This window comes from Xanthomonas sp. WHRI 10204 (genome assembly GCF_040202875.1).
Lineage (GTDB): Bacteria > Pseudomonadota > Gammaproteobacteria > Xanthomonadales > Xanthomonadaceae > Xanthomonas.
Map to the genome: position 1 here is coordinate 121,286 of NZ_JBEGDW010000002.1, position 17,137 is coordinate 138,422.

The window sequence follows — 17,137 nt, forward strand, 5'->3', positions numbered from 1 at the left end:
TCATTGGCTCCGGTGCCCTCTACTCTTCTATTCTTAAAATTCAGCGATCATTGGCAGCTTACTTGATCTGGGCACGCTTGCCCTGACCGAGCGCATAAACTTCCGGGGATCGCTTACGCGAGGCCGCCGGTTTGCGAATCGTCACCTTGTCATAGCGGCGGCGAAGCTCGCGAATGTAGTCGTCGGACCCAACACCCTGGAACAGCTTGATCAGAAACGCCCCACCCGGCTTGAGGTGGGTGTCGGCAAATTCCATCGCCAGTTCCGCCAGGTGCATCATCCGCGGTTGGTCGACCGCATCCATGCCACTCTTATTGGGGGCCATATCGGACAGAACAAGGTCCACCGGCACATCGCCCAACATCGCTTCGAATTCCGATAGGACGGCTTGTTCCCTGAAGTCGCCATGAAGGAACTCCACCCCGGCCAGCGGGGGCATCTCCAGGATATCCAGCGCCAGCACCCGGCCGGTGTCGCCGAGCGACCTGCGCACCTGCTGGCACCAGCCACCGGGCGCGGCGCCCAGATCGACCACCACCATGTCCGGCTTGAGCAGGCGATCGCGCTGGAGCAATTCCTCCAGCTTGTAGGCGGCACGCGAGCGCATGCCTTCGGCCTGAGCCTTCTTCACGTAAGGGTCGGCGAAGTGTTCCTTGAGCCAGCGCTGGCTGCTTTTACTACGGGAAGGCATTGGCAACGGGGGTCCGAACGGGCCGCCATGATACCCTGAACACCCTTTGCTGCCTTTCGATCCTGCATGTCCATTGTTCTCACCTCCGCCCAGAACCGTTTCCTGCGCGGCCAGGCCCACGATCTCAAGGCGCTGCTGCAAACCGGCGGAAAAGGGGTCACGCCAGCATTTCTGGCCGAACTCGAGGAAGTGCTCGAGCGCCACGAACTGATCAAGGTGAAGGTGGCCTCCGAGGATCGTGAGACCCGCGACGCGCTGATCGCCGAACTGGTCGGGCAAACCGGTAGCGCCCTGGTGCAGCGGATCGGCCACGTTGCCATCCTGTACCGCCCCAGCAAGGAAAAGCGTCAGATCGTGCTGCCGCGCGGCTGATCAACCGAGTCTGTTATGCCTTTAAGCCAAGAACACCCCGATTACGCCTACGCGCTGCGCGCGGCCGACGGCCGCCATGCCAAGGTCAACGAGCAGATCCTGCAGCAGAGTTTCATCCTGATGCCGGATGAGTTGGTGGAACGCTGGCCGGTGCAGGATCTGGAACACCTGCAGGCAAGCCACATGGATGCGGTGCTGGCGCTGACGCCGGCGGTCATCCTGCTGGGCACCGGCGAGCGCCAGCGCTTTCCGAACGCACAAGTGCTTGCCGCCTGCCTGACCCGCGGCATCGGGCTGGAAGCGATGACCAATGCCGCTGCGGCGCGCACCTACAACGTGCTGGCCAGCGAAGGCCGCCGGGTGGCGCTGGCGATGGTGCTACCAGGCTGATTGGCTGGGACGGGAATCGGGAATCGGGAATCGGGAATCGGGAATCGGGAATCGGGAATCGGGAATCGGGAATCGGGAATCGGGAAAGGGTGTTTCCGCAGGTTTCGCTGTCAAGCGAAAATTCTCCAACTACACAACCAGCCGGCCTTAGCGCGGCAACCCAGCCCATCCCGCAGCGCCAACAGCCCCAGGCTGTTACGAATCCCCAATTCCCAATCCCTACTCCCCAATCACTTCTTCGGCAAATACAGCAACGGATCGACCGGTTTGCCGTTGTAGCGAATCTCGAAGTGCAGCATGTCGCGGGCGGCGCCGCTGCGGCCCATCTCGGCGATCTGCTGTCCGGCCTTGACGCTCTGGCCTTCGTTGAGCAAACGCTTGCGGTTGTGGCCGTACGCCGACAACCACTGGTCGTTGTGCTTGATGATGATCAGCTCGCCATAGCCGACCAGGCCGGCGCCCGAGTACACCACCACGCCATCGGCCGCAGCTCGCACGGCCTGCCCGCTGGCGCCGGCGATGTCCACGCCCTGCTTGGTAGTTTCGCCGGTGACGAAGGTACCCACCACCACGCCGTCGGCGGGCCAACGCCAGGAAAAGCCGCTGCTGACAGGCGCGGCGACCGGCGTGGCCGGACGCGGCGGCACCACCGTGCCAGCCACCGGCGCGCTGGTTCCCGGCTTGCTGGCACCAGGCGGATACAGCTTCAAGGTCTGGCCGGGATAGATGGTGTTGGGCGAGGACAGGCCGTTCCACGCGGCCAGATCCGGCGCGGTGATATTGGTGCGGCGAGAAATCGCATATAGGGTGTCGCCGCGCTGCACGGTCACCGTCGCACCGGGACGCGGCACCGATGGCCGTGGCGCGGCAGACGGTCGCGAGGATGACGAACTGCCACCGGCGCCAGGGGAACGCACCACTGTCGCGCTGCTGCAGGCGGTCAGCCCGATTGCCACTACGAGCACGACTGCTGTCTTGCGTACCGAATTCATCTGCGTCTTGCTCATCCGTTCGTTGTCTTCCACACCAGCCAAGCTGCGCCTGCTGCAAGCACCGCCATCGCCATCCAGCCCAGCGGCTCGATCCAGCGATGCAGCGCCGCTTCGGCACGTGCGCCGCCGAGGCGGATCGCGCCGGCGACCAGATACACGCGTTTGCCGCGCCCGACCAGCATGCTGGCGATGAAGGGCAGGATCGGCACGCCGACCACGCCCGAGGCCCAGGTAAAGATCTTCAGCGGGATCGGCGTGAAACCCACCAGCACCAGTGCCCAGAACGCTTTCCACGGCGACTCCGCCACCAGCGCGCGCAAGGTTTCGATCTGGGCCTGGATCTTCACGCTCCAGCCCAGCCATTCGATCAGCGGCTGCAGCGCGGCGAAGGCGAAATGCCCCAGCAGATAGCCGACCATTGCGCCGCACACCGAGCCCACCAGGCTCAAGGTGGCGAACCATAGCGAGCGCTTGGGCTCGGCAAGCGACATCGGCGCCAGCATCACTTCCGGCGGCACCGGAAAGATGAAGCCCTCCACGAAGCTGAGGCCGGTCAGCAGCGCTGGCGCGCGGCGGTGGCGCGACCAACGGATGGCCACGTCGTACAACGGCCCGAAAATCTTCATCGAGTCACTCTCATCAGATCAATCCAGCATGCCCGACAACAGCGGGACGAACGTGACCGGCGCCAGAACCTGTTGTTCGATCTCGCCGTCGGCAGCGCGGGTGAGCTGCACCAGCGACTGCGAGGACGCACCACCGACCGGGGCCACCAGGCGCCCACCGACCGCGAGCTGATCGACCAGCGCATCTACCAAAGCCGGCGCTGCAGCAGTGACCACGATGGCGTCGTACGGGCCGTGCTCGGGCCAGCCGATGCGGCCGTCGTCGTGCTTGCTGCGCACGTTCATGCCGAGATGGCGGAAGCGCTTGCGCGCCTGCCGCAGCAGGTCGCCGATGCGCTCGACGGTGTAGACCTCCAGACCCAGCGCGGCGAGGATCGCGCCCTGATAGCCGGAGCCGGTGCCGACTTCCAGCACCTTGGTCGGCGCCACCTGCAGCACGGCCTCGGTCATGCGCGCGACCACCCAGGGCTGCGAGATGGTCTGGCCGTGGCCGATCGGCAGCGCGGTGTCTTCGTAGGCGCGCGAGGCCAGCGCTTCGTCGATGAACAGATGCCGCGGGACAGTGCGCATGGCGTTGAGCGTGGCTTCGTCCTGGATGCCGGCCTCGCGCAGGCGCTCGACCAGACGGTCGCGCACCCGCTGCGAGGTCATGCCGATGCCGACCGATTCCGGTTGCAGCATGCGCAGCCTCGGCGTCATGCCGGGCCGTCCAGTGCAGCGGTCAGACCGCCGACCCAGCCGGCCACCGTCTCCAGCGCCTGGTAGCGGGTGAGATCGACATGGATCGGCGTGATCGAGATATGCCCCGTGCGCACGGCATGGAAATCGGTGCCGGCGCCGGCGTCCTGTTCCGGACCGGCCGGGCCGATCCAATACACGGTGCGGCCGCGCGGGTCTTGCTGCGGCACGCAGGGCTCGGAGCGATGCCGGTTGCCGAGCCGGGTGACTTCGAAACCGAGCACATCCGACCAGGCCAGATCCGGCACGTTGACGTTGAGGATGGTGTCGGCCGGCAATGGGTCGGCCTTCAGCCGCGCGACGATTTCCACTGCGGCGCGCGCGGCGGTGTCGTAGTGATGGGCTTCGTGGTTATGCGTCACCAGCGACACTGCCACCGCGGGCAGGCCCAGGAAGCGGCCTTCCATCGCGGCAGAGACAGTGCCGGAATAGATCACGTCGTCGCCGAGATTGGCCGAGTTGTTGATGCCGGAGACCACGATGTCCGGGTCGTAATCCAGCATGCCGGTGAGCGCCAGATGCACGCAGTCGGTGGGCGTGCCGGCCACCGCGCAGGTTTGCGCGTCGATGCGGCGGGTGCGGATCGGCACATCCAGCGTCAGCGAATTGCTGGCGCCGGAGCGGTCGCGATCGGGCGCGACTACCATCACTTCATGACCGGCATGCCGCAGCGCCTCGGCCAGGATCTGGATGCCGGGGGCGTCGACACCGTCGTCGTTGCTAACCAGTACGCGCATGAGACTCCTCGGAAAACCTGGCCATGATACCGGATGCGTCCATGCGCTTGCCGCTTGATCTTCGCGTGTGTCTGAGGTTGGACCGGTTACGCTGTACAGATGTCACATCCTGAAGACGAAGACGACAGCGCGCTGTTCCGCGCGGCGATCGGCGCGGTGAAGCCGATCCGCGAAGTGGCGCCGCCGGCCAATGCCAAACCGCGCCCAAAACCCCGCGCGCGCATGGCCGAGCGCGACGAGGCGCAAGCGCACACCGAATTCGCCCGATTGCTACGCGACAGCGCGCCGCTGGAAGCCGGCGACACGGCTAGTTATCGTCGCGAGAATCTTCCCACTCGTTTGTTTCAACGCCTCAAGCGCGGGCAATTTTCGGTGCAGGACGAGCTGGATCTGCATGGCGCCACCGCAGCCCAGGCCGAGGTGTTGCTGCGGCAGTTCCTGCTGGATGCGCATGCGCACGAACATGGCTGCGTGCGCATCATCCATGGCAAGGGCCTGCAATCGGACAACGGCGCGCCAGTGCTGAAGAACCTGATGGACCGCCTGCTGCGCCAGCGCAACGATGTGCTGGCATTTCATTCGGCGCCGCCGACGCAGGGCGGCACCGGTGCGTTATTGGTGTTGTTGGCGCGGCGATAGTGGGGTGATGCGTGGGTAGGTGCGGGTGTGTTTGCTGCCTGGCAGGCAGACGTCGTGTTGGGATGAGTTGCGGTCTATGCGCGTGCAGCCTGACGCTTGCGTTGCGCCACCCATAGTCAGTCCCGAGCATTCGTCTTCACTTCCGAGCATTCGCTGCGCCGGATAGGCTGCTTCGCTTGCAACCGCGCTTGCGTGCGGCTGACAAGCGATCGGTCGTGCAGGTCGCGGCCGGGGCCGCTCCTACGAGAGCGGGACTCGCTGTTGTGCGTGCGTCAGCGGACGGCTTGCTTGATCCGCTCAGTCGCCTTCATTCCCGAGTATTCGCTGCGCCGGAGAGGCTGCTTCGCTTGCAGCCGCGCTTGCGTGCGGCTGACAAGCGATCGGTCGTGCGGGTCGCGGCCAGGGCCGCTCCTACGAGAGCGGGACTCGCTGTTGTGCGTGCGTCAGCGGACGGCGTGCTTGATCCGCTCAGTCGCCTTCATTCCCGAGTATTCGCTGCGCCGGATAGCAGCTTCGCTTGCAACCGCGCTTGCGTGCGGCTGACAAGCGATAGCTAGTCCAGATCGCGGCCGGGACCGCTCCTACGAGAGCGGGACTCGCTGTTGTGCGTGCGTCAGCGGACGGCTTGCTTGATCCGCTCAGTCGCCTTCATTCCCGAGTATTCGCTGCGCTGGATAGCAGCTTCGCTTGTAGCCGCGCTTGCGTGCGGCTGACAAGCGATCGGTGGTGCGGGTCGCGGCCGGGGCCGCTCCTACGAAACCGATGGCTGCGTGGCGTCTGGCATCTGGCATCTGGCATCTGCGGCATAGGGTGCTCTGATTGAGCACGCTTAGTCGTCGGAACGACTGGTTGCCGCTGCACGACCCGCATCGCTGACATCGCCCAGCTCCCACAGCACTGCAGTGGCGTAGCAGCCCGGTGGCAGCGCGAATTCCACCTGCAAGGTCTGCTCGTCCAGCCAACGATATTGAAGCTCCTGTGGACGCAGGCGCAGCGCGCGGCGCTCCTGTTTCAATTCGGCAGCCTCCAGTCCCTGGCGCAACGCCTCCGATTGCGGGTCTGCTAACGCGCCCTGCTCCACCGCGGCGGCCTGAGCGGTGGAACGCAGTTCGCCTACGCCCCACAACGGACCGCTCGGATGGATGTCGAAGCGTGCCAGCCGCTCGGCCAACACCTCGCTCCACGGCTCGGGGCCGAATACGCTGCGCGAGCCATCCAGCATCCACGCTTCGCCATCCAGCGCCGCATCCCAGCTGCCCTGCTCCACACGTGCGCTCAGCACGCGATTGAACAGCGACGAGCGCGCCGCAGATAGCAGGATCGAGCGTTGATCGTTGCGCAGACGGCGCTTGGGGGCCGGCACCAGCGTGCCGTCGGCCTCCTGCAGGTAACCGAACATCGCCAGCGCAGACGCCACATTGCCGCCATCGCGACCGAAGCGCTGTTCGCCAAACCAGTTGGGGATGCCGCGCGCAGCGATTGCCTGTAACCGTTGTTCGATGGCGCCGCGCTCCCCCTGCACCTGACGCAACGTCAGCACGAAGCGATTGCCCAGCAGCGCGCCGCGTTGCAGCTTGCGGTTATGCCAGGTGCTGTGGACCACCTGCATCTGCGCATCGTCGAGCGTGGCAAGGTCCGGGGCGATGCGCTTGGGCAGGTGCACACTGAAACGTTGCGTGGTCACTGCATGGCGATCCTTCAGCCCTGCATAGCTGACGCCCATCTCCGCGATGCCCGCCCATTTCGCAAGGTGTTTAGCGATGTAAGCCGTGTTCTGCCCACGCTTGCGAATGGTAAGCAACAGATGCTCGCCTTCGCCCGAGGGCTCGAACGACGGCAGCTCATCGACCTGGAAATCTTCCGGCGTGCTGCGCATTGCCGCGCTGAGGACCGCTGCGCCATGCGCGCGCGGAAGAGAAGATGTCTCGCTCATAGTGTGGTTCGCCTTCGCGCCGACGGATCGTGCGCTGTTTGCCGAGCTCTCGGCGCGGAATGTGGTGGTGCATGCCAAAAACCCGGCATGCAGGAGTGCGTTGTCGAGCAGCTAACAAAACCACGGCGCTCACCGCCAGCCGGATGCGGCCGGTACTCGGTACGGCATGTACGACTCGTACACTGCAGTTGCGAGCGCGGCCGTCCACACCCACCTGACGACCGCTCGCTTGTGTGTTAGCCGCGCTTAGAGCGCGATCTTGCCCAGAAGCACCGCAGCCTGCGCGGCGATACCTTCGCCACGACCGGTGAAACCGAGCTTCTCGCTGGTCGTCGCCTTGACGCTGACCGCATCGAGCTCGATGCCCAGCAGTCCGGCAATGCGTTCGCGCATGGCCAGCGCATGCGGGCCAACCTTGGGCCGCTCGCAGATGACGGTGATATCGGCATTGCCGACACGCCAGCCACGCTCGCGCAGCAATTGATCGCAGTGCTGCAGAAACTGCGCGCTGTCGGCATCCTTCCAGCGCTCATCCGAGGGCGGGAAATGCTGACCGATATCGCCCAGCGCCAAGGCGCCCAGCATGGCATCGCAGAGCGCGTGCAACACCACATCGCCGTCGCTGTGCGCGAGCACGCCGTGGCTATGCGCAACACGCACGCCGCCAAGCATCACATGGTCGCCATCGCCAAACGCATGTACGTCGTAGCCCTGGCCGATTCGGAAATTGAAGGACATGGAAAACCCGTGGTGATTAAGAGGCGTCGCTGCCGTCGCTGGCAACGACACCCAGCCCGGCATCGCTGCGCGCGGGTGGCGCAACCTCGTAGGACGCAGCGGCCGGATCGGCGTCTACCGCAACGCCGCGGCGTACAAGTTCGAACTCGAAGCGTGCCAGATCCGCCGGCGTGGTGACCTTGAAATTGTCCTCGGCGCCTTCCACCAGCAACGGACGCAACCCAAGTCGCTCCATCGCCATGGCCTCGTCGGTGACGTCGACGCCGGCAGCCGACGCGTCGGTGAGACCACGGATCAGCTGATGCCGCCGAAACAACTGCGGTGTCAGCGCGCGCCACAGGCGCTCGCGTGGCTCGGTGCCATCGATACCGCCGTCGTCGCCGGCACGTTTAAGCGTGTCGCGCACCGGTGCGGCCAGGATCGCGCCGACCGGGTCGCCACGGCCGATTTCCAACAGCCGGTCCAGATCTGCCAATGCCAGATTCGGACGCGCGGCATCGTGCACCAGCACGAAGTCGTCCGCACGCACGCTCTCGGGCAGGGCCAGCAAGCCGGCCAGTACCGAAGCTGCGCGTGTGGCACCGCCAACGCAGGTCAACACGGGTTTGGACTGCACCGCCGTCCAGCCCGGCCAGTCGGCATCGCCTGGCGCAATCGCCACCAGGATGCCGGCGACCGCCGGATGCGCGGCCAGCGCGGCCAGGGTGTAGGCCATCAGCGGTTGGCCCGCGGCTGGCAGGTATTGTTTGGGAAGCGCGCCGCCAAACCGCGTGCCGCGCCCTGCGGCCGGCACGATGGCCCAGATCGAGCCGGTCATGGATGCTGTTCCGTCGCAGATGCGGGCTCGGACGTGGCCGGCGCGGGCGCAGGTTCAGTGGTTGCGGCAGGCAGCAGCGGCGCATCTTCGACCACGCGATAGAACGTCTCGCCCGGTTTGATCATGCCCAGCTCGCTGCGTGCGCGCTCTTCGATTGCCGCCTCGCCGTCCTTCAAATCCTTCACCTCTGCTGCCAACGCCTGGTTGCGTTGGCGCAGACCTTCGTTGTCCTGTGTCTGATGCGCGACCTGGGCTTCCAGCATCATGACTTCACCGGAATTCCCAGGCCCGAACCAGAAGCGGTACTGCAGCCAAGCCAGCAGCACCGCCAGCACCAGCAGTAGCCAGCGCCAGTTGCGCACGGCTTATCGCTTGATCGAAACGAACGCGTCGCGGCCGGCGTAACGCGCGCCGGAGCCCAACGCCTGCTCGATGCGCAGCAGTTGGTTGTACTTGGCCACACGGTCGCTGCGGCACAGCGAGCCGGTCTTGATCTGGGTGGCGGTGGTGGCCACGGCGATGTCGGCGATGGTGGTGTCTTCGGTTTCGCCGGAACGGTGCGAGACGATGGACGCGTAGTTGGCTGCGTGCGCCATGGCGATCGCTTCCAGCGTTTCGGTCAGCGTGCCGATCTGGTTGACCTTGATCAGGATCGCGTTGGCGGTGCCCGAGTCGATGCCCTGCTTGAAGATCTTCGGGTTGGTGACGAACAGATCGTCGCCCACCAGCTGCACCTTCTTGCCGACGCGGTCGGTGAGCAGCTTCCAGCCGGCCCAGTCGTCTTCGGCCAGGCCGTCTTCGATGCTGATGATCGGGTACTGCGCCACCCAGTCGGCCAGGAAGTCGACGAACTGCTCGCTGGTCAGGCGCTTGTTCTCGCCGACCAGGTTGTACTTGCCGTTGTCGTAGAACTCGCTGGAGGCCACGTCCAGGCCCAGCAGCACGTCTTCGCCGGCGGTGTAACCAGCCTTGCCGATCGCTTCGAGAATGGTGTCCAGCGCTTCGACGTTGCTGCGGAAGTCCGGCGCAAAGCCGCCTTCATCGCCCACCGCCGTGCTCAGGCCGTGGCCCTTGAGCACCGACTTGAGCGAATGGAAGATTTCGGTGCCGGCGCGCAGCGCTTCGGAGAACGAGCTGCAACCGACCGGCAGCACCATGAACTCCTGGAAGTCGACGTTGTTGTCGGCATGCGCGCCGCCGTTGATGATGTTCATCATCGGCACCGGTAATTGCACATCGGATTCGGTGATGGTGGACAGGTACTGCCACAGCGGCTGCTTGCGCGAGGCGGCAACCGCATGCGCGGCGGCCAGCGAAACACCCAGCAGCGCGTTGGCGCCCAGGCGGCCCTTGTTCTCGGTGCCATCCAGGTCGATCAGGCGACGGTCCAGACCCTGCTGGTCGGCCGCGTCGAAATCCTTGAGCGTCTCGGCGATGGTGCCGTTGACGTTGTCCACCGCGTGGCGCACGCCCTTGCCCATGTAACGGGTCTTGTCGCCGTCGCGCAGCTCCACCGCTTCCTTGGTGCCGGTCGAGGCGCCCGAGGGCACTGCCGCGCGGCCGAACGAGCCGTCTGCCAGCGTGACTTCGGCCTCCAGCGTGGGATTGCCGCGGGAATCGAGGATTTCGCGGGCGAGGATCTTGGCGATAGTGGTCATAGGTCGATCGGTTACCAGTAAGGGGGAAGTACACCGGAAACAAGCTGCCGGATTATCGCTGCACACCGGTCCATTGCCAAATCGCATGGAGCGGATGCGTGCCAGACCGGCAAGACTGCGCGACTAGGCCTTCAGGGCCAGCAGCGACAAACAAAACAGCAGTAGCAAGAGCAGCAGCAGCGTCAGGCCCATGGCTGCAGCGCCCGGCTGGCGACGCTGCGAGAACGCAACCGGGCTGGCGACAAGACCGCCCAGCGTGACCAGCGCGCCTACCAACAGCGTGACAAACATCGGAATGCGCGTGGCCTGCATCGCATGGCTGCCGTCGCCCGGCATGCCGATGCTGGCGGTCACCAGGAAGGCCATCACGGCCAGGCAGGCCCATGCCGCGAGCGACAACCCCAATGCCATCCAGCCCCAGGGCCAGTGCCGCCAGTGTCGGCGTTGGCGACGCGCTGCCGCCAACGCCCATGGGTCGGAACTCATACGACCTCGGAACTCATGCGAAGCGCGCGAACCCGTGCTTCTTGGTCACCGCATCCAGCTCCATCAACGTTTCGAGCAGTTCTTCCATGCGGTCCAGCGGCCAGGCATTGGGGCCATCGGAGAGCGCCTTGGACGGGTCCGGATGGGTTTCGGCGAACAGGCCGGAAATGCCCACGGCCACCGCAGCGCGCGCCAGCACCGGCACGAACTCGCGCTGGCCACCGGAGCTGCTGCCCTGCCCGCCCGGCAACTGCACCGAATGCGTGGCGTCGAACACCACCGGGCAGCCGGTGTCGCGCATGACGCTGAGCGAGCGCATGTCGCTGACCAGATTGTTGTAGCCGAACGAGGCGCCACGCTCGCAGACCATGATCTGCTCGTTGCCGGTCGACTTGGCTTTTTCGACCACCGGCTTCATGTCCCACGGCGCCAGGAACTGGCCCTTCTTGATGTTGACCGGCTTGCCGGCGGCGCAGACGTTTTTGATGAAGTCGGTCTGGCGCACCAGAAACGCCGGGGTCTGCAACACGTCGACGACCGCGGCGACTTCGTTCATCGGGGTGTATTCGTGCACGTCGGTGAGCACCGGCACGCCGATCTGCTTTTTCACCGCATCCAGCACCTTCAAGCCTTCTTCCAGGCCGGGGCCGCGGAAGCTGGTGCCCGAGGTGCGGTTGGCCTTGTCGAAGCTCGACTTGAAGATGAAGTTGACCCCGAGCTTGCCGGTGATCTCCTTGAGCTTGCCGGCGACGTCGAGCTGCAACTGCATCGACTCGATCACGCACGGGCCTGCAATCAGGAACAACGGTTGGTCGAGGCCCACTTCAAAGTCACACAGTTTCATCAGGTCACCTTATTTCGATTGAAGCCTCTCTCCCGTCGGGAGAGAGGCTGGGGTGCGGGTAAGGACGCGAAGCACTGGTAAAGCTCAATGATTTGCCCTGGCTGGCGCGTAGCGACGCGTTTGTCATAGCCGGCAACTTCCAGCGCGTTACGGCGCCCCCTCATCAGGCGCTTGGCGCCACCTTCTCCCGAGGGGAGAAGGCACTGCTCACGCACGCGCTTCCTTCAGCAGCTTGCCGCCGGCCTTCTTCTCGCGCGCGGCGCGCACGAAGCCGATGAACAACGGGTGCCCGTCGCGCGGGGTGGACAGGAACTCCGGATGCGCCTGGCAGGCCAGGAACCAGGGGTGTGCATCGCGCGACAGCTCGACCACTTCCACCAGCGTGTCGTCCATCGACTTGCCGGAGATCACCAGGCCGGCATCTTCCAGCTGGGTACGGTAGCGGTTGTTGAACTCGTAGCGATGGCGATGACGCTCGGCCACCACGTCCTTGCCATACACCTCGCGTGCCAGCGTGCCCGGCTTGAGTCGCTGCTCCTGCAAGCCCAGCCGCATGGTGCCGCCCAGGTCGGACTTTTCGTCGCGCTTTTCGACTTCGCCGGTGGCGGTGCGCCATTCGGTGATCAGGCCGATCACCGGATGCGGCGACTGGCGATCGTTTTCGGTGCTGTTGGCCGCGTCCAGATCAGCAACATGACGTGCATAGTCCACCACCGCGGCCTGCATGCCGTAGCAGATGCCGAAATACGGCACCTTGTGCTCACGCGCGAACTTGGAGGTCTGCACCTTGCCTTCGAACCCGCGATCGCCGAAGCCGCCCGGCACCAGAATGCCGTCGATGTCCTGCAAGGCCGCCATGTCGCTGCCTTCCAGATCCTGCGCTTCCAGCCACTTCAGGTTGACCTTGGTGCGCTGGCGCAGACCGCCGTGACGCAGCGCTTCGGCCACCGACTTGTAGGCGTCCTGGTGATCGACGTACTTGCCGACCACCGCAATGGTGACTTCGTCGAGCGGATGCTTGACCGCATCCACCACCGCCGCCCATTCGGACAGATCGGCTGCGGCGACCTTGTCGCGCAGCTTGAACTGGTCGATGACCAGCTCGTCCAGGCCCTGGCGCAGCAATTCCAGCGGCATGCCGTAGAGCACGTCGATATCCGGGCAGCTGATCACCGCACGCTCGGAGACGTTGGTGAACAAGGCAATCTTGCGACGCTCCGAATCCGGCACCGCCTGCTCGGAGCGGCACAGCAGCACGTCCGGCTGGATGCCGATCGAGCGCAGTTCCTTGACCGAGTGCTGGGTCGGCTTGGTCTTCAATTCACCGGCCGCGGCGATGTACGGCACCAGGGTGAGGTGCATGAACATGGCTTTTTCCGCGCCGCGCTCGGTGCGGACCTGGCGAATGGCTTCCAGGAACGGCAGCGACTCGATATCGCCGACGGTGCCGCCGATCTCGATCAGCGCCACATCGAAGCCGGCCGTGGCCTCGTCGATGCAACGGCGGATTTCGTCGGTGATGTGCGGGATCACCTGCACGGTGGCGCCCAGGTAGTCGCCGCGGCGCTCCTTGCGGATCACGTTCTCGTAGATCCGGCCGGTGGTGACCGAATTCTTGCGCGACAGCCGCGTACGCACGTAGCGCTCGTAGTGGCCCAGGTCCAGGTCGGTTTCGGCACCGTCGTCGGTGACGTAGACCTCGCCATGCTGGAACGGGCTCATCGTGCCCGGGTCCACATTGATGTACGGGTCCAGCTTCATCATCGTGACCTTGAGGCCACGCGCTTCCAGAATGGAGGCAAGCGAAGCGGCGGCAATGCCCTTGCCTAGCGAGGACACTACGCCGCCGGTAACAAAAATCAGGGGGGTCATGGGGCTTGAAGCCTCCCGGAAAGCCATAGTTTAGCGGGTGACGGGCGAATGCCCAAGGGTTGTGTGACGCCCGGGGCGTCGCACGCGGCAAATGCGCGCCACGGCGCGCAAATGCAGACGCCCCGGCCGAAGCCGGGGCGTCCGTGGAACACGTCGCGCTGCGCAGATGCGTCAGCGTGCGGGCTTCTCTTCTTCCTCTTCCTCACGCGGCGCGTTGTCGGCCTTGGGCTTCTGCGCGGCAGCGGCCGCGCGGCGCTCGGCCTTGCGCTCAGCGTCGGTCTTGGCCTTGGCATCGTCGGCCTTTTGCGCGGTGGCGCCCTGCCCGGTCTGCTGCGGAGCCGCCTGGGCCAGGGCAGGAAGTGCTGCGACCGCGGCCGCACCGAGGGTGAGCATCAGGATGTGCTTGAACTTCATGGCGTCCTCTTTGGCGTCGGTGACATCCTCAGGTGGGGACGTTTGGTTCCGAAACCAACGCCAGGGTAGCCAGTGGTACCCGGCCGCGCACTGAATGCCGGTCGCGTGCAAAAAAACGCCCCAGCCGCCACACTTGTGCGTCGTTTCACGTGCCAGCGAGATGCATGAACACCCGTTATAACGCCGCCGATATTGAAGTGCTGTCGGGCCTGGACCCGGTCAAACGCCGCCCGGGCATGTATACCGACACCGCGCGCCCGAACCATTTGGCGCAGGAGGTGATCGACAACTCCGTCGATGAAGCGCTGGCCGGACACGCCCGGCAGGTCGAAGTCACCTTGTATAAGGACGGCAGCTGCGAAGTGTCCGATGACGGGCGCGGCATGCCGGTGGACATGCATCCGGAGGAGAAGATTCCCGGTGTCGAACTGATCCTGACCCGCCTGCACGCCGGCGGCAAGTTCAATAATCGCAACTACACCTTCTCTGGCGGCCTGCACGGCGTGGGCGTGAGCGTGGTCAATGCGCTCTCGACCAAGGTCGAGCTGTTCATCAAGCGCGAAGGCAGCGAGCACCGCATGGAGTTCCACGACGGCATCGCCGCCTCCAAGCTGGAGGTCGTCGGCACGGTCGGCAAGAAGAACACCGGCACGCGGCTGCGTTTCTGGGCCGACCCGAAGTACTTCGACACACCCAAATTCAATGTGCGTGCGCTGCGCCATCTGCTGCGCGCCAAGGCGGTGCTGTGCCCCGGCCTGACCGTCAAGCTGCATGACGAGGCCACCGGCGAGCAGGACAGCTGGCACTTCGAAAACGGCCTGCGCGATTATTTGAAGGGCGAGATGGCCGAGCACGAGATGCTGCCGGCCGACCTGTTCGCAGGCAGCCTGAAGAAAGACACCGAGATCGTCGACTGGGCCGCCGCCTGGGTACCCGAAGGCGAGCTGGTGCAGGAAAGCTACGTCAACCTGATCCCGACCGCGCAGCACGGCACCCACGTCAACGGCCTGCGTTCGGGCCTGACCGATGCGCTACGCGAGTTCTGCGACTTCCGCAATCTGCTGCCGCGCGGCGTCAAGCTGGCACCGGAAGACGTGTGGGACCGGGTCACCTTTGTGCTCAGCCTGAAGATGACCGACCCGCAGTTCTCCGGGCAGACCAAGGAGCGGCTGTCCTCACGCCAGGCGGCCGGCTTTATCGAAGGCGCCGCGCACGATGCCTTCAGCCTGTATCTCAATCAGAACGTGGACATCGGCGAGAAGATCGCGCAGATCGCCATCGACCGCGCCAGTGCGCGGCTGAAGACCGAAAAGCAGATCGTCCGCAAGAAGGTCACCCAGGGCCCCGCCCTGCCGGGCAAGCTGGCCGACTGCATCAGCCAGGATCTGTCGCGCACCGAACTGTTCCTGGTCGAAGGCGACTCGGCCGGCGGCTCGGCCAAGCAGGCGCGCGACAAGGATTTCCAGGCGATCCTGCCGCTGCGCGGCAAGATCCTCAACACCTGGGAAGTGGCATCGGGCAGCGTGCTGGCGTCTGAAGAAGTGCACAACCTGGCCATTGCGATCGGCTGCGACCCGGGCAAGGACGACATCACCGGGCTGCGCTACGGCAAGGTGGTGATCCTGGCCGATGCGGACTCCGACGGCCTGCATATCGCCACGTTGTTGACGGCGCTGTTCCTGCAGCATTTCCCCGCGCTGGTGGCCGCCGGACATGTGTTCGTGGCGATGCCGCCGCTGTTCCGCGTGGACGTGGGCAAGCAGGTGTTCTACGCACTGGACGAAGAAGAAAAGACCACGCTGCTGGACAAGATCGCGCGCGAGAAAATGAAGGGCCAGATCAGCGTCACCCGCTTCAAGGGCCTGGGCGAGATGAACCCGCAGCAGCTGCGTGAATCCACCATTCATCCGGACACGCGCCGGCTGGTGCAGTTGACCATCGACGACGGTGAACAGACCCGCTCGTTGATGGACATGCTGCTGGCGAAAAAACGCGCGGGCGACCGCAAGCAGTGGCTGGAAACCAAGGGCGACCTGGCGTCGCTGGAAGTCTAAAGCCCTGCAAAAACGCCCTCTCTCAACACAGAGAGGGCAACGTACACGCGTGCGCTTCCTGCACGCGTGTGCGTGGTTAAGCGCCCTCTCTCAGCGTAGAAGGCGCAGCACACGCGCTTACTACTGGTGCGCGTGCGCGGCGCCAAGCGCCTTGCCGCAGGCGTAGTTGCGCAGGCAAAGCAGATACAGCGATGCCTGTGTGCGGTACTGACTTTCGCCATCTCCCGGCAGCGATCCATCTGTTTGAACTGCAACGCATCGCATTGAATGACCGGGGCGCGCTGACGAGCCGGTCTAAAACCGCCTCAACGCACGCCCGGCAACACCTGCGTTGCACCGGTCACCAGACCGCAGGCGTGGTCCTGCACCTCTTCGCCACTTGCACGGTTACCGCTGCGTGCATCCTGCCGCGTCGCCAGTAGAACGAACCCCGGTCGCCCGTCATGCAGTTGCGCGCCGGCGACCACCAGCGAGTAATCGCGCAAGCTGGCATCGGCGGGAAGCGCGTCTGCGAGCAGGCGAATCGGATCTTGCTCCAGCGCAGTGCCTTCCAGCGTCCTGGCCAGATACACATGACCCAGCAGCGGCTCGGCCAGGGCACGCCATTCCGGGCCGATCTGAGTGCGCTGACGCTGCAGCGCTGCGTATACGTCCGGACGCAGGCAATCGATATGGATATGCAGTTGCTCCTGCGAGCGCCCGTGCGGCGAGTTCAACGCAAGGCTCACGTATTGCCTTGGCAGCGGACGTTGCAGCGCGTGCGCCACGAAACTGCGCGCATCCCAGGCAGTGGCGAAATAATTCGGCGCGTCGGCGCGCAGCAACGCGGGGTCTTCGATTCCACTGACCCGCACGCTGGGCACCAACAAATACTGGAAGCTGCCGTGACGGTCTTTCAACAGCACCGCCTGGCGCGCCGGATCCGACCACACGGCGGCGCAGTCAGGCGGCCGCGACGCCTCTGCCAGACATCGGGTCGAGACGATGCGCCACAACGCATCCGGGTCGCTGGGATGACGTACCGGTGCAGGTGGCGCTGCCGCACAGCCAGCCAACAGCAGCAACACGGCACACGCATGTCGAAGGGCACCAGGCCTCATCTGCAGCTCGATCACCAGGGCGCGCCATGATAGCGA

Annotated in this window: 19 protein-coding genes and 1 other RNA gene; 5 read left to right on the plus strand and 15 right to left on the minus strand. The window is 65.0% G+C overall.

From position 1 onward, the window contains the following. Window positions 1-58 precede the first annotated feature (58 nt). Window positions 59-691, minus strand: a complete 633-nt coding sequence (gene rlmE / locus ABQZ00_RS11225; RefSeq protein ID WP_055844288.1) for a 23S rRNA (uridine(2552)-2'-O)-methyltransferase RlmE — start codon at window positions 689-691, stop codon at window positions 59-61. A gap of 66 nt (window positions 692-757) precedes the next feature. On the opposite strand from rlmE, the gene yhbY reads away from it, so the two are divergent. Beyond that, on the plus strand, window positions 758-1,063 hold the full coding sequence (gene yhbY / locus ABQZ00_RS11230) for a ribosome assembly RNA-binding protein YhbY (RefSeq protein WP_055844291.1): 306 nt from the start codon (window positions 758-760) through the stop codon (window positions 1,061-1,063). A gap of 15 nt (window positions 1,064-1,078) precedes the next feature. Continuing rightward, entirely contained in the window at window positions 1,079-1,453 is a 375-nt protein-coding gene (locus tag ABQZ00_RS11235; RefSeq protein ID WP_115527603.1) for an Mth938-like domain-containing protein, read from the plus strand. Between the two features lie 230 nt (window positions 1,454-1,683). Here ABQZ00_RS11235 and ABQZ00_RS11240 read toward each other — a convergent pair whose 3' ends face one another. Genes ABQZ00_RS11240 through surE form a run of 4 tightly spaced genes read right to left on the minus strand, consistent with a single transcriptional unit; the run spans window position 1,684 to window position 4,546 of the window. Beyond that, window positions 1,684-2,460 carry a peptidoglycan DD-metalloendopeptidase family protein gene (locus ABQZ00_RS11240; protein ID WP_323538299.1) on the minus strand — a complete coding sequence of 259 codons (777 nt, stop codon included), beginning with the start codon at window positions 2,458-2,460 and terminating at the stop codon, window positions 1,684-1,686. Continuing rightward, window positions 2,457-3,071 (minus strand): YqaA family protein, encoded by a 615-nt coding sequence (locus ABQZ00_RS11245; protein ID WP_055844306.1) that lies wholly within the window; start codon window positions 3,069-3,071, stop codon window positions 2,457-2,459. The genes ABQZ00_RS11240 and ABQZ00_RS11245 overlap by 4 nt, the downstream gene beginning before the upstream one ends. An 18-nt stretch (window positions 3,072-3,089) precedes the next feature. Then, window positions 3,090-3,770, minus strand: coding sequence for a protein-L-isoaspartate(D-aspartate) O-methyltransferase (locus ABQZ00_RS11250; protein ID WP_055844310.1), 681 nt, complete (start codon window positions 3,768-3,770; stop codon window positions 3,090-3,092). Further along, complete coding sequence (gene surE, locus ABQZ00_RS11255) at window positions 3,767-4,546, minus strand: 5'/3'-nucleotidase SurE (RefSeq protein ID WP_055844314.1); 780 nt, start codon at window positions 4,544-4,546, stop codon at window positions 3,767-3,769. Before surE ends, ABQZ00_RS11250 begins: the two co-directional genes overlap by 4 nt. 99 nt (window positions 4,547-4,645) lie before the next feature. Between surE and ABQZ00_RS11260 the strand changes: the two genes are divergently transcribed. Next, window positions 4,646-5,185, plus strand: coding sequence for a Smr/MutS family protein (locus ABQZ00_RS11260; protein WP_323516971.1), 540 nt, complete (start codon window positions 4,646-4,648; stop codon window positions 5,183-5,185). 829 nt (window positions 5,186-6,014) lie between these two features. On the opposite strand, the gene truD is transcribed toward ABQZ00_RS11260, so the two are convergent. After that, on the minus strand, window positions 6,015-7,118 hold the full coding sequence (gene truD / locus ABQZ00_RS11265; RefSeq protein ID WP_323538298.1) for a tRNA pseudouridine(13) synthase TruD: 1,104 nt from the start codon (window positions 7,116-7,118) through the stop codon (window positions 6,015-6,017). Between the two features lie 166 nt (window positions 7,119-7,284). On the opposite strand from truD, the gene ABQZ00_RS11270 reads away from it, so the two are divergent. After that, window positions 7,285-7,360: non-coding RNA, sX9 sRNA (locus tag ABQZ00_RS11270), on the plus strand. Between the two features lie 4 nt (window positions 7,361-7,364). On the opposite strand, the gene ispF is transcribed toward ABQZ00_RS11270, so the two are convergent. The 8 genes from ispF to ABQZ00_RS11310 all read right to left on the minus strand — a co-directional run bounded on the left by ispF (window position 7,365) and on the right by ABQZ00_RS11310 (window position 13,947). Further along, window positions 7,365-7,856 carry a 2-C-methyl-D-erythritol 2,4-cyclodiphosphate synthase gene (ispF, locus tag ABQZ00_RS11275; protein WP_055844320.1) on the minus strand — a complete coding sequence of 164 codons (492 nt, stop codon included), beginning with the start codon at window positions 7,854-7,856 and terminating at the stop codon, window positions 7,365-7,367. Window positions 7,857-7,872: 16 nt separating this feature from the next. Beyond that, entirely contained in the window at window positions 7,873-8,673 is an 801-nt protein-coding gene (gene ispD / locus ABQZ00_RS11280; protein ID WP_323538297.1) for a 2-C-methyl-D-erythritol 4-phosphate cytidylyltransferase, read from the minus strand. After that, window positions 8,670-9,035 carry a cell division protein FtsB gene (gene ftsB / locus ABQZ00_RS11285; RefSeq protein WP_115511963.1) on the minus strand — a complete coding sequence of 122 codons (366 nt, stop codon included), beginning with the start codon at window positions 9,033-9,035 and terminating at the stop codon, window positions 8,670-8,672. The genes ispD and ftsB overlap by 4 nt, the downstream gene beginning before the upstream one ends. Window positions 9,036-9,038: 3 nt before the next feature. After that, complete coding sequence (gene eno, locus ABQZ00_RS11290; RefSeq protein ID WP_115511964.1) at window positions 9,039-10,331, minus strand: phosphopyruvate hydratase; 1,293 nt, start codon at window positions 10,329-10,331, stop codon at window positions 9,039-9,041. Window positions 10,332-10,454: 123 nt separating this feature from the next. Continuing rightward, a complete protein-coding gene (locus ABQZ00_RS11295) occupies window positions 10,455-10,817 on the minus strand; it encodes a hypothetical protein (RefSeq protein WP_323538296.1) in 363 nt (120 codons plus the stop codon). A gap of 13 nt (window positions 10,818-10,830) precedes the next feature. Continuing rightward, the gene (gene kdsA / locus ABQZ00_RS11300; RefSeq protein WP_005992423.1) at window positions 10,831-11,661 is read right to left on the minus strand and encodes a 3-deoxy-8-phosphooctulonate synthase; all 831 of its coding nucleotides are present in this window, start codon (window positions 11,659-11,661) and stop codon (window positions 10,831-10,833) included. Between the two features lie 207 nt (window positions 11,662-11,868). Then, complete coding sequence (gene pyrG, locus ABQZ00_RS11305; protein ID WP_055844331.1) at window positions 11,869-13,533, minus strand: CTP synthase; 1,665 nt, start codon at window positions 13,531-13,533, stop codon at window positions 11,869-11,871. Between the two features lie 171 nt (window positions 13,534-13,704). After that, a complete protein-coding gene (locus ABQZ00_RS11310; RefSeq protein WP_055844334.1) occupies window positions 13,705-13,947 on the minus strand; it encodes a hypothetical protein in 243 nt (80 codons plus the stop codon). Window positions 13,948-14,111: 164 nt separating this feature from the next. Here ABQZ00_RS11310 and parE point away from each other — a divergent pair, with 164 nt between their 5' ends. Further along, window positions 14,112-16,001: a DNA topoisomerase IV subunit B gene (gene parE, locus ABQZ00_RS11315; RefSeq protein WP_115527596.1), complete on the plus strand. Its 1,890-nt coding sequence runs from the start codon at window positions 14,112-14,114 to the stop codon at window positions 15,999-16,001. 305 nt (window positions 16,002-16,306) lie between these two features. On the opposite strand, the gene ABQZ00_RS11320 is transcribed toward parE, so the two are convergent. Beyond that, complete coding sequence (locus ABQZ00_RS11320) at window positions 16,307-17,101, minus strand: CDP-diacylglycerol diphosphatase (RefSeq protein ID WP_323538295.1); 795 nt, start codon at window positions 17,099-17,101, stop codon at window positions 16,307-16,309. Window positions 17,102-17,137 lie beyond the last annotated feature (36 nt).